We start from the raw sequence: 20,365 nt of genomic DNA on the forward strand, positions 1-20,365 counted from the left end.
CCCGGCAAGGCACCCGGACAGATGGCGGTCGACCTCTTCAATGCGACGGCTTCGGCAGGTGTCGATCCCTCGCGCCTGAAGGTCGCGAGCTCGATCAAGCAGGCGGCCGCGACCACCGGCACGAGCTTCGAATATCTGCTCACGACCGCGAAGATGGAATCCAATTTCAATCCGCGGGCCGGCGCCACGACCTCGTCGGCGCATGGACTCTATCAATTCATCGACCAGACCTGGCTCGGCACCGTCAAGGAGGCCGGAAGCCAGCTCGGCTACAGCCAGTATGCCGACGCCATCAGCAGGAATTCCGACGGCAGCTATTCGGTCAGCGATCCCTCGGCGCGCGCCGCAGTCATGAAGCTGCGCGACGATCCGGACGCGGCGTCCTCGATGGCGGCGGTGCTGACGCAGTCCAACAGCTTCAAGCTTACCGGCAAGCTCGGCCGCCGTCCGACCGATGCCGAACTCTACATGGCCCACTTCATGGGCGTCGGCGGCGCCGGCAAGCTGATCTCGAGCGCCGAGGATAGCCCGGGCGCCAATGCGGCCACGATGTTCCCGAAGGCGGCGGCCGCCAACCAGTCGATCTTCTACGACAAGTCGGGCAGCGCACGCAGCGTCAGCCAGGTCTATTCGGTGTTGACCACGCGCTACGCCGCGGCCGCGAACTCCAAGGACACGCGCACCGCCTTTGCGGCGGCGGGTGGCGACACCATGTCGCCTTACGCGATCGCAAGCGCCGCGCCGACGACAGCGCTGACCATGGATACCGCATCCTATCTCTCGACCTTCCCCGACTCCCGGTCGGCCGCGCCCGTCGCTGCGACCTCGGCTGTGGCATCGGCACAGCCGGCGCCGACCTTCCGCTCGCTCTACCAGGCCGGCGACCGCTCGGAGCCGATCTCGCCGGCGGTGCAGGAGCTGTGGGGCAATTCCGCCTCGCTGACGTCATCGGCGACGCCGAAGGTCCGCGCGCCCGGACGGCTCGACCTGTTCAGCGATCCGAGCGGCACCTACAGCAACGGCTAGCGCTGTCTTGCTGCGCGCGCGAAGCCGCGCGCCGTTGCGGCTTTAACGAAACGTCAATAATCCCAAACGTTTATGGTGAACCCTTTGTTAAGCGTCATGGTTTATTTTTCCTTGCAGTGGCGTCGTATGTCGATGCCGTTTCGTTGCGTAAGCCGGAAGGACCATGATCGTTCGGCAGTTTATTAGTTGGATTAGGACCGCTCCAGCAGGTGAGCGAGCAGAGGCAACGCGGGCGTTGGCCCGGGCCTGGCTCATCTCGGATCTCACCGAGGACGACCGCATCGCAGCCGAAGGCGCGCTGCTGATGCTGCTCGACGACCCGTCGCCGCTGGTACGGCAGGCGATGGCCGACGTGTTCGCGCGCAGCGCGGACGCGCCTGCCGCAATCGTGCAGGCGCTGTCGGCCGACCAGCCGGCGATCGCGCTGCCGGTGCTGGAGCATTCACCGCTCCTGATCGATGCCGACCTCGTCGACATCGTCGCCACCGGCTCCGACGAAATGCAGTGCGCGATTGCGCGCCGCATCAATCTGCCGGCTTCCGTCGCCGCCGCGATTGCCGAGGTCGGCTCGGCGGCGGCCGCGCTCGAGCTGATCGAGAATCCTTACGCCGGCCTCGCGCCGTTCTCCTGGGATCGCATCGTCGAACGCCACGGCCATCTCGCCGCCATCAGGGAATCGATGCTGCAGCTGGAAGACCTGCCGTCGGCAACGCGGCTGGCGCTGGTCGCAAAGCTCTCCGACACGCTGGCGCAGTTCGTCGTCGCGCGAAACTGGCTCGGCAGCGATCGGGCCGACCGGATCGCCGGCGAGGCCAGGGAACGCTCGACGGTGAATATCGCCGCGCGCGCCTTCGGCGACGACATGCAGAACCTGATCACGCATCTGCGCGCCACCGGGCAATTGACCGCCGGGCTGATCCTGCGCGCGCTGCTGTCGGGCAATCTCGATTTGTTTGGGGCTGCGCTCGCTGAACTGTCCGGGCTGCCCTATGGCCGCGTCTCCGCGCTGTTGAATGACCGCGGCGGCAACGGCCTGCAGGCGCTGTTGCGCCGCGCCGGCCTGCCGGAATCCACCTATGCCGCGTTCCGCGTCGCGCTCGAGGCCAGCCACGAGGTCGGCTATGTCGACAGCGGTGACGGCGCGGCGCGGCTGCATCGCCGCATGGTGGAGCGGGTGCTGACGCATTGCGAGACCGATCATTCGGCGGCCGAGCCGCTCCTGATCCTGCTGCGCCGCTTCGCGACGGAATCGGCCCGCGAGGACGCGCGGATGTTCTGCGAGGAGCTCGCCGCGGAAGACGCGATCGCGGTGCTGCCCTACGACGACGATCTCATCGCGGCCTGAGGGCCGCGCTTCCTTCCCATCGTTGTATGCTTGAGTGGGCTGCGCAACGCGAGCAGCCGGCCGCGCGGCTATTCGCTGGGCACGATGCTCGGCGCGAGGATCGCCTCGAGATGCTCGGGGCGGTCGCGGTTGGCGTGGGTCAGGAATTCATCGGCGATGCCGCGGAGCTGCTTGCTCAGCACGCCGGCGACGACCGCGGTGTCGAGCTTGGTGCGGTTGCGCACGATCGCCTGCACGGCGTTGATGTGGTGCGCAATCAGCTGTGGCGGCACGGCGCCGAGATCCGGCGCGTGCTCGATGATGCGGCACAGGCTCTCCGCGGCTGCGGCGGCCGACGGATAGCCGAATGTCGCGGCATCACCCTTGATGTCATGCGCGGCGCGGAACAGCTCCTCGCGCGTCTTGTCGCTGAAGCCCTCGCGCAGCACGGTGGCGTGTGCGGCGGAGAGGCGGTCGGCCTCGATCGTCATCCACTCCTTGAACTCGCCCGACAGCCCGGCGAGCGCCTTTTCGGCGCGGCCGACCGGATCGTCGAGATCGCTCTCGGGGACGCGCAGCAGCATCTTGCGCAGCGGGTTGGGCTGCGTGATGACGTGGTGCGTGCCGAAACTCTTGACCTCGATCGTCCCGGGTTTGTCTTTCGCCATGGCGATGTCCTAGATGGCCGAGCGCGCCTTTTCGAGTAGCGACGGCTGTTGCAGCACCTCGACCTCGCCGCTGCCGCGGCGTTCGGGGCCGATATAGGTGTTGGTGGTGTTCCGGCGGCGGTCGGGGCCGAAATAGGTCTTGGTCTTGATGAAGGGGCGCGGGTTGGCGACCACGTTCATGATGCGCTGGTAGAGGCCCTTGGCCGAGATCGGCTTGGCCAAGAATTCGGTGACGCCGGCATCGCGCGCCACCGTGACGCGGCGCTTCTCGGAATGCCCGGTCAGCATGATGATCGGCGCGTAGGGATTGCCCTTGGATTCCGGCTGCCGGATCATCTGCGCAAGCTCGAGCCCGTCGAAGATCGGCATCGACCAGTCGGTGATGACGATGTCGGGCACATAATGCGTATACATCTCCAGCGCGGTGGCGCCGTCCTCGGCCTCATACACCTCGCGCGCGCCGAACGAATGCAGCAGCGTCCGCAGGATGCGGCGCATGTGCGGATTGTCGTCGCAAATCAAAAATCGCAGCTTGTTGAAATCGATGCGATACATGGTCCGGCCCCGATAGGGCATACCGGGCCAACGCGGTATTACCCGACGTTAACCATATCCCGCCCGGGGTTAATGATTGGTTGCCGGGCAAGGGGCAGGCGCCGTCAGTAGCCGAACTGCTCGCGCAGGATGCGTTCTTCTAGCGAGTGGCCGGGGTCGAACAGCATCCGCATCGCGATCGTCTTGTCGGACAGCACCTCGACCCGGCGGACGTCGCGGACCTCGTCATGGTCGGCGACCGCGGCGACCGGGCGCTTCTCGCCCTCGATCACCTCGATCACCACGAAGGCGGAATTCGGCAGCAGCGCGCCGCGCCAGCGCCGCGGCCGGAACGCGCTGATCGGGGTCAGCGCCAACAACGCCGCGTTGATCGGCAGGATCGGCCCCTGGGCGGAGAGGTTGTAGGCGGTCGATCCGGCCGGCGTTGCCACCAGGATGCCGTCGGCCATCAGCTCGGGCATCCGCTCGTGCTCGTCGATCAGGATGCGCAGCTTGGCGACCTGGTAGGTCTGCCGGAACAGCGCGACCTCGTTGATGGCGTGATGCAGATGCACGGCGCCGTGGATGTCGGTGGCGCGCATCAACAGCGGATTGATCAGCGACTCCCGCGCGGCGGCAAGCCGGGTCCGCAGATCATGCGTCGAATATTCGTTCATCAGGAAGCCGACGGTGCCGCGGTGCATGCCGTAGATCGGCTTGCCGCTGCGCATGTTGGCGTGCAGCGTCTGCAGCATCAAACCGTCGCCGCCGAGCGCGACCACGACGTCGGCATCCGCGGGTAGATGGTTGCCGTACATTTCCGTCAGCTGCTCGAGCGCCGACTGCGCTTCCACGCTCGCGCTGGCGACGAAGGCGATCTTGTCATACCGCTTGGAGCTGGCCATTCGCTCACGAACTCGTTTGGCACGGAACACGCCGCGCTCGTCTATACATCCCGGGCGGCCTTGTCGAGATGGTCCGGGAACGGACCGCATGCCACGCCGGCGCCGCCAAACTAGCGCAGTTTGCTGCTGGATTGAGCAAATCGGGGCGCAGGGAGTGAACGATATGGCTAACAGTCTTGCGACACGGTTCGCCGCGGCGTTGCTGGTGGCCTGCCTTGCGACCGCGGCGCGAGCCGACGATGACGTCCCGCAGCCATCGCCGTCGCCGAGCGCGCAGGCCCCAAGCGGCCAGAACCCAGGTGGTCAGAACCCGAGCGGCCAGAAGGGGCGGGCAGGGCGCGGCAGCGAGGCCGGCTCCGGCGCCAACGCTGCGGCCAGCGGCTCGACCGCCGAGCAGCACCGCCTGCCGCCGGACTCCACGACCAAGCAATCGGTCGCGCTGCCTTCCCGCACGCTGAACTTCAGCGCGACCGCGGGCTCGATCCGCGTGTTCGACGACAAGGGCGAGCCGCTGGCCGACATCGCCTATACATCCTACCAACTCGACGGCGCCGAGAAGGCGAACCGGCCGGTGACCTTCCTGTTCAACGGCGGTCCGGGCTCTGCATCGGCCTGGCTGCAATTGGGCAATGTCGGGCCATGGCGGCTACCGTTCGACGGCGCGGTGTCCTCGGCCGCGCCCGAGTTGCAGGCCAATGCCGATACCTGGCTCGATTTCACCGATCTCGTCTTCATCGACCCGGTCGGCACCGGCTACAGTCGCTTTGTCACGACGTCGGAGGAGGCGCGCAAGCGCTTCTTCACCGTCGACGGCGACGCCAATTCGGTCGCGCTGGTGATCCGCCGCTGGCTGGAGAAATACGACCGGCTGACCTCGCCGAAATATCTCGTCGGCGAAAGCTATGGCGGCATTCGCGGGCCCAAGGTGGTGCGCAATCTGCAAATGCAGCAGGGCGTCGGCGTCCGCGGCCTGGTGCTGATCTCGCCGGTGCTCGATTTCCGCGAATATACCGGCTCCAGCCTCCTGCAATATGTCGCAAGCCTGCCGACCATGGCGGCGGTCGCGCGACAGGCAAAGGGTCCGGTGACGCGCGAGGATCTCGCCGACGTCGAGAGTTACGCGCGCGGCGATTTTCTGCTCGACCTCGTCAAGGGTCAGGCCGACACTGAGGCCACCACGCGGCTCGCCGACAAGGTCGCAAGCCTGACCGGGATCGATCAGGCGGTGAGCCGCCGGCTCGCCGGCCGTTTCGACATCGGCGAATTCCGCCGCGAGTTCGATCGCAAGAACGGCAAGGTGACCGGCCGCTACGACGCCTCCATCGAAGGCTTCGATCCCTATCCGGATTCCAGCTATTTCCGCTTCAACGATCCGTCCGGCGATCCGCTGATGGCGCCTTTGACCAGCGCCGCCGTCGACCTCACCACGCGCAAGCTGAACTGGCGGCCGGACGGCTCCTATCATCTGCTCAGCGAAAGCGTGAACAAGGCCTGGGAGTTCGGTCACGGCATCAGTCCGGCGGAGTCGGTGACGCAGCTTCGCCAGGCGCTGGCGCTCGACCCCAACCTGAAACTCCTGGTCGGCCACGGCCTGTTCGATCTCGCCACCCCGTACTTCGCCTCGAAGATCATCCTCGACCAGTTGCCGGCCTTCGCGGGCTCGAGCCGCACCAGGTTCGCGGTCTATCCCGGCGGCCACATGTTCTACTCCCGCGACGGCTCGCGCCAGGCGTTCCGCAAGGAGGTCGAGGCGCTGATGAGGTAAGGGGATGTGGCGGTGTGGATTGCGCCGTCGCTGCAAATACGGTCGTCGTCCTGGCGAAAGCCAGGACCTATAACCACCAAATTCGATTGTGAACGGGATCGCGGCCCCGGCGTCGCGCAACAAATGCCATTTGGGGTAATGGGTCCTGGCTTTCGCCAGGACGACATCGATAGTGTGACACGGCCGACATCCACCTTCGTCGTCCCAGCCCCCGTGCGCAATTGCGCACTAGGCCGGGACGACACTGAATTGCGCGACATGCTTCGCGCGAAAACGCTTAGCGCTCACGGCTCCACGGGAAGAGGGAGGCCGGGAAATCGGCCGCGTAGCGGTGACCGATCGGCGGGCGGGGCTCTTCTTGCGGAGGATTCCGGTCAGGCTCGACCACCTTCCTGTAAAGATGCCAGGTCGCATGACCAAGCACCGGCAGAACGACGCAGAGACCGACGAAGAATGGCAGTGAGCCCACCGCCAGCAATACCGCAACGATCAATCCCCACGCGGCCATCTCAATTGGATTCATCATCACGGCCCGTATCGAGGTGCGGATCGCATCGATCGCGGTCGCATGACGGTCGAGCATCAGTGGAAAGGAGACGACGCTGACGCATAGGGCAACCAAGGCGAAAAGGAAGCCGACGCCGCATCCGACGATGATGAGCGACCAGCCTTCGGGCGTCGTCAACACGCGCTTTGCGAAATCAGGGATGCTCGCAGCCGGCGCATAGCCGAACGTCATGATGTAGATCGCGTCCGCGGTGGCGATCCAGACCCCGAACAGAACGAACAGGAGAACGCCAAGTTCGAACATGGCGCCGAACGACGGCGCGCGCAGCACCTGCATTGCATCCCAGGCTCCTGGCTCCTCTCCGCGTTCGCGCCGTCGGCTCAGTTCGTAGAGGCCGAGCCCGGCGAAAGGACCGATCAGGGCGAAGCCGGCGGCGAGCGGAAACAGCAGCGGCAGCACCGAATAGCCAAGCACAAGTCTGAACAGGACAAGTCCGAGCACGGGATACATCACGCACAGGACGATTGCGTGGGTCGGGATGGCCTTGAAGTCTTCCCAGCCGAGGCGCAACGCGTCGCCCAGGTCGGAAAGGCTGATCTTGCGAACGACGAAGGCGGTAGAGACGCCAAACAATTGCAGCTTGGGTCGTGCGAACACCGTGGTCATGGTTCCGGTCTCCTTGCTTGTGGCCGCAGGGGAACGGAGCGCCATCAACACACGCACATCCGCCTCATGCGCGAAAATCGCGACTGAGTCCGGCAAATCAGATTCAACCAGAAGGAGCTTGCCGGACGACGTCTGTCGCAACCGGTCAAGTAAAACTAGTCCGATGCGCGGCAGAAGCAAGGTGGCGAATGCGGTCGGGAGAATTGTGCAGATGCACAAACGAGGTCTTGCGATGCACCATGCGATTGGGGAGGGCCGATCGGTGTTCGCGGCATCCAATGCATTCCCGCCAACACGCGCCGGACAGCGGCGGGCATGACTCCTCTATTGACGTCTGGCTCGATGGGTACCATGTTGATGCTTGACGCCCCCAGCTCCGATGAGGTTGCGGCCGTGACGTTGAGTTTTTGTCATGTCCCAGCATCGCGACCGGCAGAATGGGCGAGGCAAAAGCCACGGTGATGGTGAACGTGAGACCATCCCTCTGACGTGAGCTCCGCCCTTTCGTTCGTCTCCGCAGCCTTCAATGGCAAGGAGGAATGAGGGATGGCTGTAGCGATTTTACTGCTCCTGGTTGCCGTCGCCTCGGTGCTGTTCCACCTCTACAGCCCCTGGTGGTGGACCCCGATTGCCTCGAACTGGAGCTATATCGACCACACGATCAACCTGACATTCTGGATCACCGGAGCGGTGTTCTGCGCGGTGATCGTGTTCATGGCCTATTGCGTCCTGCGCTTTCACCACACCGAGGGACGGCGCGCCCACTACAATCCCGAGAACAAGAAGCTCGAATGGTGGCTCAGCATCGGCACCGCGATCGGCGTCGTCGCCATGCTGGCGCCGGGCCTCATCGTCTGGCACCAGTTCGTCACCGTTCCCGCCGACGCGACCGACGTTGAGGTCGTTGGACAACAGTGGATGTGGAGTTATCGGCTTCCGGGAAAGGACGGCCGGCTCGGCACGTCAGATGCGCGCCTGATCAGCTCCGACAATCCACTCGGGTTGAATCCCAATGATCCGAACGGGCAGGACGACATCGTCGTGCAAAACGAGGATCTGCATCTGCCGGTCGGGAAGCCGGTGAAGGTGCTGCTCCGCTCGATCGACGTCCTGCATGATTTCTACGTGCCCGAGTTCCGGGCGAAGATGGATATGATCCCTGGCTCGGTGACCTACTACTGGCTCACGCCGACCCGGACCGGAACCTTCGACGTCCTCTGCGCGGAGCTTTGCGGTGCCGCGCACGCACAGATGCGCAGCAAGGTCGTCGTGGAAGAAGAGAAGGAATATCACGCGTGGCTGGACAAGCAGCACACGTTCGCCGCCTTGTCCGGCCAGCGCAACGTCGCGAAGGCCGCGTACAAGACTGGCAGCGAATGAACATGCCGACGAGGATCGGCCGGATGTTCGGCCGGATATGAAGTGAACTCGTCGCTGAGCGGAAGACCAAGGAGGGTATTCCGATGGTCGATATCCCGTTTGATGAGGTCGCAGGCATCCCGCCCGCCGAAGTAGGTGAGGTCGAGCTCTATCATCCGCACAACTGGTGGACGAGGTACGTCTTTTCGCAAGACGCCAAGGTGATCGCCGTCCAGTACTCGATCACGGCGATGTCGATCGGAATGGTTGCGCTGGTGCTGTCATGGATGATGCGGCTGCAATTGGGATTTCCCGGCACATTCTCCTTTATCGATGCCAACCAGTACCTTCAGTTCATCACCATGCACGGCATGATCATGGTGATCTACCTGCTCACGGCGTTGTTCCTCGGCGGCTTCGGCAACTACCTCATCCCGCTGATGGTCGGCGCGCGGGACATGGTCTTCCCCTACGTGAACATGCTGAGCTATTGGGTCTATCTGCTCGCGGTGCTGGTGCTGGCCGCGACGTTCTTCGTGCCGGGCGGGCCGACCGGCGCCGGTTGGACGCTTTATCCACCCCAGGCGATTCTCTCCGGTACCCCCGGGCAGGACTGGGGCATCGTTCTCATGCTGGCCTCGCTGATCCTGTTCATCATCGGCTTCACGATGGGCGGGCTCAATTACGTGGTGACGGTGCTGCAGGCGCGCACGCGCGGCATGACCTTGATGCGCATGCCTTTGACGGTGTGGGGCATCTTCACCGCCACCGTGATGGCGCTGCTGGCGTTCCCGGCGCTGTTCGTGGCCTCGGTGATGCTGTTGCTTGATCGCCTCCTTGGAACCAGTTTCTTCATGCCGACACTGGTCGAGATGGGCCAGCTGACCAAGTATGGCGGCGGCAGCCCGATCCTGTTCCAGCATTTGTTCTGGTTCTTCGGCCATCCCGAGGTCTACATCGTCGCGCTGCCGGCGTTCGGCATCATCTCGGATCTGATCAGTACGCACGCGCGCAAGAACATCTTCGGCTATCGCATGATGGTCTGGGCGATCGTGGCGATCGGGGCGCTGAGCTTCGTTGTGTGGGCGCACCACATGTATGTCAGCGGCATGCACCCGTATTTCGGGTTCTTCTTCGCCACCACGACGCTCATCATCGCGATCCCGACCGCGATCAAGGTCTACAACTGGGTGCTGACGCTTTGGCGCGGCGACATCCATCTCACGGTGCCGATGCTGTTTGCGCTCGGCTTCATCGTCACCTTCGTCAATGGCGGCCTGACCGGGCTGTTCCTCGGCAACGTTGTCGTCGACGTGCCGCTGTCGGATACGATGTTCGTTGTCGCGCACTTCCACATGGTGATGGGGATTGCGCCGATCATGGCCGTGTTCGGCGGGATCTATCATTGGTATCCGAAAGTCACCGGGCGGATGCTCAATGACGCGCTCGGACGCTTCCACTTCTGGGTGACGTTCATCGGGGCCTATGCGGTGTTCTTCCCGATGCACTATCTCGGCCTGCTGGGGATGCCGCGCCGCTATCACGACATCGGCGAGACCTCGTTCGTCCCGGCATCCGCCCATGACCTCAATGCGTTCATGAGCGTGGCGGCGCTGATTGTCGGCTTCGCTCAGCTCGTCTTCCTGTTCAATCTGGTCTGGAGCCTGTTCAAGGGGAGAGAGGCGGGCGGCAATCCCTGGGGTGCCACCTCGCTGGAATGGCAGACGCCGGAGACCCCGCCCGGGCACGGCAACTGGGGCAAGGAGCTCCCCGTCGTCTATCGCTGGGCCTATGATTACAGCGTGCCCGGTTCCGCGAGAGACTTCATCCCGCAGAATGAACCGCCGGCCAAGGTGCTGGCCCAGGGGGCCCATCCGTGAGTGCCATCGTCCTGTTCATTGCTACGATTGCAGCGATCGCGGGATGGTGGCTCTCGCAGCAACGGCTGGCCGCCAAGCCGTGGCTGGAGCAGGGCATTGCCGTCGATCTTCGCGGCGATCGCGGCTCCTCGGTGCCGGCGGCGAAAATCGGCCTCGGTGTTTTTCTCGCGGTGGTCGGCTCGCTGTTCGCGCTCCTGATCAGCGCCTACTCGATGCGCACCACCATGGTGGACTGGCGCGAGTTGCCGCTGCCGAGGCTGGTGTGGTTCAACACCGGCGTCCTCGTCATCAGCAGCGTGGCGCTGCAATGGGCGCTGATCGCCGCGCGCCGCGACGACCGTGAGGGCCTGATCGCGGGCCTGTTGGCCGGCGGTGCATCGGCCGTCATGTTCCTGATCGGGCAGCTCGTGGTGTGGCAGCAGCTCAACATCGCCGGCTATGTCATGGCGTCGAATCCGGCCAATTCCTTCTTCTATCTGATCACCGCGCTCCACGGGCTGCACGTGACCGGCGGCCTGGTGGCGCTCGGCAGGGCGACCGTAAAACTGTGGCGCGGCGCACCGACGGCGCAGATGCGCCTGAGCGTCGAACTTTGTACCATCTACTGGCATTTCCTGTTGTTGGTCTGGCTGGTCCTGCTCGGTCTGCTGACGGGCTGGACCGACAATTTCGTCGACATCTGTCGTCAGTTGCTCACCTAGCGAGGGCAGGAAGCGATGACCGAAACCACACTCGCAACCCCCAAGGCGCTGCCCGGAACGATACCCGGATTGCGCGGCATCGCTGCCGATTGGGCCTCTGACCAGCGCGCGTTCAAGAACGTGTCCTGGGGGAAGGCGATGATGTGGATCTTCCTTCTGAGCGACACCTTCATCTTCAGCTGCTTCCTGCTGTCGTACATGACGGCGCGAATGTCGACGACCGTGCCGTGGCCCAACCCCAGCGAAGTCTTCGCGCTCAATATCGGCGGCCAGCACATCCCGCTCATCCTGATCGCGATCATGACCTTCATCCTGATCAGCAGCAGCGGGACGATGGCGATGGCCGTCAACTTCGGTTACCGCCGGGATCGCGTCAAAACGGCCGCCTTGATGCTGGCCACCGCGGCATTCGGCGCGACGTTCGTCGGAATGCAGGCCTTCGAATGGACCAAGCTGATCATGGAGGGCGTGCGGCCCTGGGGCAACCCGTGGGGCGCACCGCAATTTGGCGCTTCCTTCTTCATGATCACCGGCTTCCACGGCACCCACGTGACCATCGGTGTGATCTTCCTGATCGCCATCGCGCGAAAGGTTTGGCGGGGAGACTTCGACGTCGAGCGGCGCGGCTTTTTCACGAGCCGCAAGGGCTACTACGAGATCGTCGAAATCATGGGCCTGTACTGGCATTTCGTCGATCTGGTCTGGGTGTTCATCTTTGCCTTCTTTTATCTCTGGTGAGGTCGCGCATGACAGAAGCAGCGGTACATGTGGAAGGGCAGGCAGCACAGCATGCGCTACACAGCTATGTGCATGGTGCGGTGGCATCGGGCGCCGCACATGCAGAGGGCCAGCAGCACCCGATCAAGCTCTATCTCGTGGTCTGGGGATGGTTGTTCGTGCTCAGCACTTGCTCCTATCTCGTCGACTATTTTGGTATCCACGGCCACCTGCGATGGTCGCTGATCCTGCTGTTCATGGTCCTGAAGGCCGGCCTGATCGTCGCTGTATTCATGCACATGGCCTGGGAGCGGTTGGCGTTGGCCTACGCCATCCTGTTGCCGCCGGTGCTGGTGCTGGTTTTTGTCGGGATCATGATGTTCGAATCCGACTATACGCATCTGCTTCGGGTGATGTTCTTCGCGTCAGCAAGCTAAGAAATGGACGGCCACGACCGCGTGGGTCATGCTGGACCAGGCAAAGCGTCCTGAAGGCGGAGGGCTCGCCACATCGTCCGGAACCCTGCGATGCAGGCCTTTGACCGATGGCTTTTTCGAACCGACGAGGAATTAGTCTCGTGCAAATCAATCGTTCAATTCTTCGCCGGAGCTATGCCAACATCGAAGACTACGTCGCACTGACGAAACCGCGCGTGATGTCGCTGGTCGTCTTTACCGCACTGGTCGGTCTCATGATCGCACCAGGCGGCATCGATCCCTTCATCGGGTTCGCTGCTCTTCTTTGCATAGCCGCGGGAGCTGGCGCCGCAGCTGCGCTCAATATGTGGTACGACGCCGACATCGATGCGGTGATGGCGCGTACCGCCATCCGTCCAATTCCCAGCGGCCGCGTATCGCGCCCGGAAGCACTGGTCTTCGGATTGATGCTCGGCACGTGCGCCGTCCTGGCCCTCGGCACCTTGCTGAACATGGCCGCTGCTGCGCTGCTTGCTTTCACGATCTTCTTCTACGTCGTCGTCTACACGATGTGGCTCAAACGCCGAACGCCGCAGAATATCGTCATTGGCGGTGCCGCCGGCGCGCTCCCTCCGGTGATTGGCTGGGTTGCGGTCACGGGACATGTCGGGCTCGAGCCGCTCATCCTGTTTCTGATCATCTTCCTTTGGACGCCACCCCACTTCTGGGCACTGTCGCTCAATCTTGCTGGAGAATATGCCCGTGCCGGTGTGCCGATGTTGCCGGTCGTGGCCGGCAAGACCGAAACAAAGCGCCAGATCCTTCTCTATTGCGTGCTCTTGGTTCCGATCTCACTGCTGCCTTGTGCACTGGGGTTCGCGGGAGCCGCCTACGGCGCTGCGGCGGCGACGCTGGGAGCGATCATGATTTTCCTCGCATGGCAGTTGCGCCGGAGCGACGACAAGGAAAGGCGGCCTGCTCGTCGCTTGTTCGTGTTTTCGATGCTCTATCTGGTCCTGCTTTTTGGGGGGCTGCTGATGAGTGCTGCACCCTACGCTCAGTCCCGCTGACTGGACGCATTCGAAGCGACCGCCGCTGGGCGATATTCGGAAAAAGCGAATATTGTTGCCGAGCGGGCTTGCGCCGAGCTCAGTGATTGAATTTCACAGGGCACCCGCCAGGGACGGCCCTAGCGCTCGTCTCGCATATATGGACTTCGCTGGGAGACAAGTCTCAAGTCTTGATCTGTCGACATCGTCTGGAGCCCGTGCATATGTGGCCCGCTCGCCGGGTTGCCCAACAGGATCCAGGCGATAGCGCCCGTGGCCAGCATTCCGCCGCAAATAACCAAAAGGTCCCGCCTCATCGCGCGTCCTCCGTATGTGGCCATTTCCAAGCATAAATCAGGCCAATCCATTCGGGCACGGACAGGTGCGGCGCACAGGATAGCGTTGGACAAGTAGGACAGGCTCGCCCTAAGCTCCGTCCATCGCAGCAGCGAGGCGCGGTTCAAGAATGGACTGGTCCTACTATCTCGGGGGCACTGCTATTGTCCTGCTCCTTCTTGCCTATCGGCTGCATGGCGGGCTGTTTAGGAAGAATTCACTGCGGGACGAGAAACTAAATCGACTGATTGATGAACGCATCGGACGCTTGGACCTGAAGCGCCGCAACGATTGAACCGCCCTGAGGCGGCACCTCCACTCTCCTGAATCAATCCTTACGGCGACGGCAGAGCCGTCTCCCGAGATGACCATCTCGGCAGATGATACTTTTTATGATTTGAAAAGAGTTATTTGAGCAATCGAATGAAAGTCTGGGTCTATACCGACACAAGCAAGCCCGTTGGCGAGCCGGAGCATCTGAAGATTTTCGCGACCAATGACGCCGCGCAGTCGTGGTTCAAGCGAAACGTCCCGGGGGGCGCCGCATTTGCTTACGAGATTATTCTGGGGCCACGTTACCTCGCCAAGACGCTCCTCGTGCTGTCCGTCCTGCTTCTTGGCATCGCCGATCTCTACACCACCAACACGATCCTGAATCTCGGCCTCGGCGAATTGAACCCGTTCATGCATGTCGCTCAGACATGGCTCGGCCCCTGGTGGCTTATCCCGAAGCTCGGTCTGACCTATTTCATGATGTGGCTGCTTTGGCGCAGCAACAACCCTTACAATATCGCGATCGTGGCGGCGTTTTGCTCCGCGCCCGTACTCAACAATCTTCTCATCATCGCAGGCACGAACTAGCGAGGAACACCAGTGGTGCCCCCGCCAGGGCAGGCGCGAGACATCACTGGCGCCATATCGGTTCGCCCGCTGCGGCGATTACTGGCAGTAGTCCCAGAATCCTTGCGTGCGGGACGGATCGGTATAGTACCAGCACATGCCGGGCGCCGGCGCGGCACCGGCCCACGCCGCGGCCGTTGCCGCCGTCACGACCCCGATGGCTGCGCCGGCTGCGATTGCGCCGCCCCGCGGCCAGTAATACCGGCCGGGACGCGCCCATCCGCCGCCTCCCACCACGGTCCGGCCGCGAACCGCGACGTTGCCGCGCGGCCCGACGACGGCGGTGCGGCCGCGATAGGCGCCACCGCGCGGCCCAACGGCTGCGCCGCCACGGTGAACGACGGCACCTCCGCGGGGACCGACCGCTGCGCCGCCACGGCGACCGGCCGCGCGGACTGCAACGACGTCGGATGATTGCGCGACGTGATTACCGATCGGCATCGCGCCGAGCAGCGCTGCGGACGCCGATTCAAGCGGTACCGCCGCAATGATCGAGGCGGTGAGGATGGACGCTGCAAGCCTCGTTGTACGCATCAAGTCAAGCATCGATGTATCTCCTGTTAAATTCGGCTACGTCCACCGATCGATCCGGTGGGCGCGGCACGTCCTCCGTCGATCAGCCCGCTGCTGCACGCGACCGTCCGAGTTCGAAAAGACGAGACTGCCCGACAGATGACCGCTGGACATCTGGGTCGCGTCAAGGCCCGCGCCGCGAACGGCGTCGCTCAGATATTCAATTCTCGAGATGGGAAGGCGCGTCCAAACCTCGGCAGGCAGCATGTCGCGCCTCACTTGAACGGAAGCCGCCCGGCATCGGCGCGACGGCCTCATTGCACATTCTCATCCTACGCGCTCCGTCGCGATGTCACAACCTTGGCCAGTCGCGTTGAGCGGTTTGGCCGCGGCGATCTGTCTCAGCCATAGGTCTCCACGATGAAGTCGATCAGCGCGCGGAGCTTCGGCGTCATCTTGCGATGCTTCGGCCACAGGATCTGGCGCGCGCGGGTCTGCGTCGTGTAGTCCGGCAGCAGGACCTGCAGCCGTCCCGCGGCGATATCTTCGGCCAGCAGCTCGTCGCGCATCAGCACGATGCCGGCGCCCGCGAGCGCCGCATAGCGGATTCCGAACGCGCTGTTGATGAAGAGGCGGCTCGCGACATCGACATGCACTTCGCCCTCCGGCCCGGAGAAGGTCCATCGCTGCCCGTCCGACCAGCCGGGATAGCGCAGGCATTCATGGCGGGCGAGATCTGCCGGATGGGTCGGCGTGCCGCGTTCGGCGAGATAGCTCGGCGCTGCGCAAACCACGCCGGTATAGGGCGACAGCGAGCGCGACATCATGGTGGAGTCGGTCAGCGTGCCGACCCGGATCGCCGCATCCAGCCCTTCCTCGAGCAGATCGACCATCCTGTCGCTGAGGATGAGGTCGACCGAGACTTCCGGATATTTCTTCATGAAGCGCACCAGCGCGGGCGCAAGGCTGTACGACCCGAAGGCGACCGAGGTCGCAATGCGGAGCTTGCCGCGCGGCGCGCTCAGGGCCTCCTCGACCAGCGCATCGCCGGCCTCGGCCTGTTCAAGCAATTGCTTGCAGTGATCGAGATAGCTGCGGCCGAGTTCGGTGAGGCCCTGCCGCCGTGTCGACCGGTTGATCAATTGCGAGCCGAGCCGGTCCTCGAGAAAGCGGATATGCTTGCCGATCATGGTCGGCGACATCCGCAACTCCTTGGCGGCCGCGGTGAAGGAGCCGAGATCGGCGACGCGGGCGAACACGGACATGCTGGTCAGTCGATCCATGATTATAAACCAATGGTTATTTCACTGCACATCAAGGTGCTACTTATGGGGGCGCGCTGGAACCGTATTTATTACCACAAGTGAGCAATCGGCGTGATGATGCGTCCGATTGCTTCGAAATGCTGCCGATTTCGCGCGGAGGGACGCAATCCCGCCGGAGCCTGAACCAGACAGGAGTGTCACGATGCCCTTCCAGATCACGATCAATGGGACCAGTCATTCGGTCGATGCCGATGGCGACACGCCGCTGCTCTGGGTGCTGCGCGACGTGCTCGGCATGACCGGCACCAAGTTCGGCTGCGGCATGGCGCTGTGCGGCGCCTGCACGGTGCATCTCGACGACACGGCGGTGCGCTCCTGCATCACGACCATCGACAGCATCGGCGACTCCAGGATCACGACCATCGAGGCGGTCGGCATGACGCCGGCGGGCAAGAAGATCCAGGACGCCTGGCTCGCGCATGAGGTGCCGCAATGCGGCTACTGCCAGTCGGGGCAGATCATGTCGGCCTCCGCGCTGCTCGCGGGCAAGCCGAAGCCGACCGATGCCGATATCGACGAAGCGATGTCAGGCAATATCTGCCGCTGCGGCACCTATGTGCGCATTCGCGAAGCCATCAAGCAAGCCGCGCAGTCGGGAGGTTGAGCCATGACGCTGATCGACAATCTGTCCGAGCGCGCTGCCGACCTGTCGCGGCGCAATTTCCTCCGCGCCGGCGCGATCGCGGGCGGCGGTCTGCTGCTCAGCGTGAGCCTGCCGTTCGCGGGCCGCGAGAGCGAGGCGGCGGCCTCCGACGGCTTCGCGCCGAACGCCTTCGTCCGGATTGGCGGCGACGGCAAGGTCGTGCTGACCATGCCCTATGTCGAGATGGGGCAGGGCACCTACACCTCGATCCCGATGTTGATCGCCGAGGAGCTCGAGATCGGCCTGACGCAGGTCCGGCTCGAACACGCGCCGCCGAGCGACAAGCTCTACGCCAACCCGCTGCTCGGCGTGCAGGCCACCGGCAATTCGAACGCAATGCGCGGCGCCTGGCAGCCGATGCGCAAAGCCGGCGCCACCGCGAAGGCGATGCTGGTCGCGGCCGCGGCGAAGCGCTGGAACGTCGAGCCGGGGACATGCCGCGCCGAGAACGGCGAGGTGCATCACGCGGCCTCCGGACGCAAGCTGGGTTACGGTGAACTCGCGACTGACGCGGCGCAGATGCCGGTGCCGGAGAATGTCACGCTGAAGAGCCCGGCCGAGTTCAAGCTGATCGGCACGCCGGCCAAGCGGCTCGATACGCCCTCCAAGATCAACGGCACGGCGGTCTACGGCATCGACGCAAGGCCGCCCGGGGTGAAGGTCGCGACGCTGGCGCAGTCGCCGGCGTTCGGCGGGCGGGTGAAGCGCGTCGATGATGCGGCGGCAAAAGCCGTCAAGGGCGTGCGCCAGATCGTGACGCTCGACGACGCAGTTGCGGTGGTGGCCGACCACATGGGGGCGGCGAAGAAAGGTCTCGCGGCGCTCACGATCGAGTGGGACGAGGGCCCTCACGCCAAGCTCGCCACATCGGATATCGCGCGCGAGCTCGAAGCCGCCACCACGAAGCCGGGCACGGTCGCGCAAAATATCGGCGACGCCGACAAGGCGATGGGGGGGGCAGCGACGAAAGTCGAGGCGACCTATCAACTGCCGTTCCTCGCCCATGCCACGATGGAGCCGATGAACTGCACCGTGCATGTGCGTTCCGACGGTTGCGAGATCTGGGTCGGCAGCCAGGCGCTTTCGCGTGCCCAGGCGGTGGCCGCAAAGGTGCTGAACATGCCGCCGGAGAAGGTGGTGGTGCACAATCATCTGCTCGGCGGCGGCTTCGGCCGCAGGCTCGAGGTCGACGGTGTCATTCGCGCCGTGCAGATCGCCAAGCAGGTCGATGCGCCGGTCAAGGTGGTGTGGACCCGCGAGGAGGACATCCAGCACGACATGTACCGGCCGTACTGGTGCGACCGGATTGCGGTCGGCCTCGATGCATCCGGCAAGCCGGTCGCCTGGAACAACCGCTTCGCCGGCTCGTCGGTGCTGGCGCGATGGGCGCCGCCGGCGTTCCGCAACGGGCTCGACCCCGACACGACCGAGGGCGCTATCGATCTCGTCTACGACATCCCGAACTTCCATGTCGAATATGTCCGGGTCGAACCGCCGGGTATTCCGACCGCGTTCTGGCGCAGCGTCGGGCCCTCGCACAACGTGTTCGTCACCGAAAGCGTGATCGACGAGCTGGCGGCGGCGGCGAAGCAGGATCCGGTGGACTACCGCCGCGGGCTGCTCGGCAAGTCGCCGCGCGCCAAGGCGGCGCTCGAGCTCGCGGCGGCCAAGGCGGGCTGGGGCGGCAAGCTGCCGGCCGGGCGCGGACGCGGCGTGTCGCTGCAATTCGTGTTCGGCAGCTACCTCGCGCAGGTCGCCGAGGTCGAGGTCGCCAAGGACGGCTCGGTCCGTGTCCACCGCGTCGTCTGTGCGATGGATTGCGGCACCGTGGTCAATCCCGACACGGTGCAGGCGCAGCTCCAGAGTGGCATCAATTTCGGCGTCACCGCCGCGCTCTACGGCGAGATCACGCTCAAGGACGGTCGCGTCGAGCAGAGCAATTTCGACAGCTACCAGATGCTGCGCATCGATCAGGCCCCGGCGATCGAGGTCCATATCGTGCCGAGCACCGAGCCGCCCGGCGGCATGGGCGAGACCGGAACCTCGGGCATCGTGCCGGCGATCAGCAACGCGATCTTCGCGGCGACCGGCAAGCGGCTGCGCAAGATGCCGGTCGATCCGGCGCTGTTGAAGCAGACCTAGGGGCGAGTGAGAGCTCCCCCGGGTGCTGGCGCGATCGTGAAGCCGGACGGATTTGCGCCGTGCACTGATCCGTGCGAGAAGCGGGCATGCATCTGAGGCGGCTCGCCAATCTCTGGATTCTGCTGCTCGTCGCGGCCGGGCTGTTGCTCGCGCCCGGGGCGCCGGCATTTGCCCGGATGATGCCGGATGCCTCGGCCGCTGCGATGCAGGCGATGCCGGACGATCACGCCATGTCTGGACAGGCGATGTCCGAGCAGGCGCTGGCCGACGACATGCCGTGCTGTCCGGACCAGGGCAAGAGCAAGGGCTGCGACGACTGTCCGTTCCTCGCGCTCTGCATGTTGAGCGTTTCGCTGCCTGTGCCCGCCGGCGCCATGTCGCTGATCGAGCGCGATCCGCTGAGCAGCCGGATCGCCGCCCATGACGACCGTCTGCTCGACGGCCTTGGCGCCAAACCTCCCGATCATCCGCCTCGAACCCACGTCTGACGGGCGCGCCAGCGCCTGATCGCTGACGCGTGCGCTAATGGCGCGCGCGCCTTTGCATGCCGCTCACGCGGCTATCAGACGTATCGAGGATCATCACCATGAAGTCTTTCCACCTGGCGCGCGCCACCGCCGCCGCGCTGATCGGCGTTGCCGTGACGGGCATGTCTGCCCACGCCGAGATCAAGAACTACGAATTCCAGCTGGTGCAGCCGACGGTCAAGGCGGGTGCCGACCGCATCGTCACGGTGCGGCTGGTCGACAAGACGAGCGGGAAAGCCGTGCCCGATGCGGTCATCTTCTCGACCCGGCTCGACATGGCGCCCGACGGCATGCAGGAGATGGCCACTAAGGTGACGCCGATGCCGGGCACCGAGCCCGGCACCTACCGGTTCAAGGCGACCTTCGGCATGGCCGGCCGTTGGCAATTGTCGCTCGGCGCCAAGGTGCAGGGCGAGACCGGCGCGGTCGAGAACAAGCTCGTCGTCACGGCCGAGCAATGA

The 20,365-nt window shown here is 64.3% G+C and carries 21 protein-coding genes; 15 read left to right on the top strand and 6 right to left on the bottom strand.

Going from position 1 to position 20,365, the window contains the following annotated elements; genetic code table 11:
• Positions 1-21 precede the first annotated feature (21 nt).
• A complete protein-coding gene (locus J6525_RS13180; RefSeq protein ID WP_225644897.1) occupies positions 22-1,026 on the top strand; it encodes a transglycosylase SLT domain-containing protein in 1,005 nt (334 codons plus the stop codon).
• 163 nt (positions 1,027-1,189) lie between these two features.
• A complete protein-coding gene (locus J6525_RS13185) occupies positions 1,190-2,371 on the top strand; it encodes a DUF2336 domain-containing protein (protein ID WP_225644899.1) in 1,182 nt (393 codons plus the stop codon).
• Between the two features lie 68 nt (positions 2,372-2,439).
• Here J6525_RS13185 and J6525_RS13190 read toward each other — a convergent pair whose 3' ends face one another.
• The 3 genes from J6525_RS13190 to J6525_RS13200 form a co-directional block, all read right to left on the bottom strand.
• Positions 2,440-3,018 carry an Hpt domain-containing protein gene (locus tag J6525_RS13190; protein ID WP_225644901.1) on the bottom strand — a complete coding sequence of 193 codons (579 nt, stop codon included), beginning with the start codon at positions 3,016-3,018 and terminating at the stop codon, positions 2,440-2,442.
• Between the two features lie 9 nt (positions 3,019-3,027).
• On the bottom strand, positions 3,028-3,573 hold the full coding sequence (locus J6525_RS13195) for a response regulator (RefSeq protein WP_028336173.1): 546 nt from the start codon (positions 3,571-3,573) through the stop codon (positions 3,028-3,030).
• Between the two features lie 104 nt (positions 3,574-3,677).
• Complete coding sequence (locus J6525_RS13200) at positions 3,678-4,457, bottom strand: NAD kinase (protein WP_028336174.1); 780 nt, start codon at positions 4,455-4,457, stop codon at positions 3,678-3,680.
• A 163-nt stretch (positions 4,458-4,620) separates the two neighbouring features.
• Here J6525_RS13200 and J6525_RS13205 point away from each other — a divergent pair, with 163 nt between their 5' ends.
• The gene (locus J6525_RS13205; protein ID WP_225644903.1) at positions 4,621-6,222 is read left to right on the top strand and encodes a S10 family peptidase; all 1,602 of its coding nucleotides are present in this window, start codon (positions 4,621-4,623) and stop codon (positions 6,220-6,222) included.
• A 277-nt stretch (positions 6,223-6,499) separates the two neighbouring features.
• Here the strand turns inward: J6525_RS13205 and J6525_RS13210 are convergent, their stop codons facing one another.
• Positions 6,500-7,396, bottom strand: coding sequence for a DUF2189 domain-containing protein (locus J6525_RS13210; RefSeq protein ID WP_026192934.1), 897 nt, complete (start codon positions 7,394-7,396; stop codon positions 6,500-6,502).
• 546 nt (positions 7,397-7,942) lie between these two features.
• On the opposite strand from J6525_RS13210, the gene J6525_RS13215 reads away from it, so the two are divergent.
• The 8 genes from J6525_RS13215 (at position 7,943) to J6525_RS13250 (ending at position 14,715) form a co-directional block, all read left to right on the top strand.
• Positions 7,943-8,776: a cytochrome c oxidase subunit II gene (locus J6525_RS13215; protein WP_076831602.1), complete on the top strand. Its 834-nt coding sequence runs from the start codon at positions 7,943-7,945 to the stop codon at positions 8,774-8,776.
• An 83-nt stretch (positions 8,777-8,859) separates the two neighbouring features.
• A complete protein-coding gene (ctaD, locus tag J6525_RS13220) occupies positions 8,860-10,635 on the top strand; it encodes a cytochrome c oxidase subunit I (protein WP_225644905.1) in 1,776 nt (591 codons plus the stop codon).
• On the top strand, positions 10,632-11,336 hold the full coding sequence (locus J6525_RS13225; RefSeq protein ID WP_225644907.1) for a cytochrome c oxidase subunit 3: 705 nt from the start codon (positions 10,632-10,634) through the stop codon (positions 11,334-11,336). The genes ctaD and J6525_RS13225 overlap by 4 nt, the downstream gene beginning before the upstream one ends.
• A gap of 15 nt (positions 11,337-11,351) precedes the next feature.
• Complete coding sequence (locus J6525_RS13230; protein ID WP_057019651.1) at positions 11,352-12,074, top strand: heme-copper oxidase subunit III family protein; 723 nt, start codon at positions 11,352-11,354, stop codon at positions 12,072-12,074.
• 8 nt (positions 12,075-12,082) lie between these two features.
• Positions 12,083-12,490, top strand: a complete 408-nt coding sequence (locus tag J6525_RS13235; RefSeq protein WP_050384760.1) for a cytochrome C oxidase subunit IV family protein — start codon at positions 12,083-12,085, stop codon at positions 12,488-12,490.
• Between the two features lie 140 nt (positions 12,491-12,630).
• On the top strand, positions 12,631-13,539 hold the full coding sequence (locus J6525_RS13240; protein WP_225644909.1) for a heme o synthase: 909 nt from the start codon (positions 12,631-12,633) through the stop codon (positions 13,537-13,539).
• Positions 13,540-13,984: 445 nt separating this feature from the next.
• A complete protein-coding gene (locus J6525_RS13245) occupies positions 13,985-14,149 on the top strand; it encodes a hypothetical protein (protein ID WP_167350399.1) in 165 nt (54 codons plus the stop codon).
• A gap of 128 nt (positions 14,150-14,277) precedes the next feature.
• Entirely contained in the window at positions 14,278-14,715 is a 438-nt protein-coding gene (locus J6525_RS13250) for a DUF5658 family protein (protein ID WP_225644910.1), read from the top strand.
• Positions 14,716-14,793: 78 nt separating this feature from the next.
• Here the strand turns inward: J6525_RS13250 and J6525_RS13255 are convergent, their stop codons facing one another.
• Complete coding sequence (locus J6525_RS13255; protein WP_225644912.1) at positions 14,794-15,300, bottom strand: hypothetical protein; 507 nt, start codon at positions 15,298-15,300, stop codon at positions 14,794-14,796.
• Between the two features lie 368 nt (positions 15,301-15,668).
• Complete coding sequence (locus tag J6525_RS13260) at positions 15,669-16,550, bottom strand: LysR substrate-binding domain-containing protein (RefSeq protein ID WP_225644914.1); 882 nt, start codon at positions 16,548-16,550, stop codon at positions 15,669-15,671.
• Between the two features lie 184 nt (positions 16,551-16,734).
• On the opposite strand from J6525_RS13260, the gene J6525_RS13265 reads away from it, so the two are divergent.
• The 4 genes from J6525_RS13265 (at position 16,735) to J6525_RS13280 (ending at position 20,365) form a co-directional block, all read left to right on the top strand.
• Entirely contained in the window at positions 16,735-17,196 is a 462-nt protein-coding gene (locus tag J6525_RS13265) for a (2Fe-2S)-binding protein (protein ID WP_057019645.1), read from the top strand.
• Positions 17,197-17,199: 3 nt separating this feature from the next.
• Complete coding sequence (locus tag J6525_RS13270; protein ID WP_225644916.1) at positions 17,200-19,377, top strand: xanthine dehydrogenase family protein molybdopterin-binding subunit; 2,178 nt, start codon at positions 17,200-17,202, stop codon at positions 19,375-19,377.
• A gap of 86 nt (positions 19,378-19,463) precedes the next feature.
• The gene (locus tag J6525_RS13275; RefSeq protein ID WP_225644918.1) at positions 19,464-19,865 is read left to right on the top strand and encodes a hypothetical protein; all 402 of its coding nucleotides are present in this window, start codon (positions 19,464-19,466) and stop codon (positions 19,863-19,865) included.
• A 98-nt stretch (positions 19,866-19,963) separates the two neighbouring features.
• Entirely contained in the window at positions 19,964-20,365 is a 402-nt protein-coding gene (locus J6525_RS13280; protein ID WP_168856722.1) for a FixH family protein, read from the top strand.

The organism is Bradyrhizobium australafricanum, assembly GCF_020329495.1.
Taxonomy (GTDB): Bacteria; Pseudomonadota; Alphaproteobacteria; order Rhizobiales; family Xanthobacteraceae; genus Bradyrhizobium; species Bradyrhizobium australafricanum.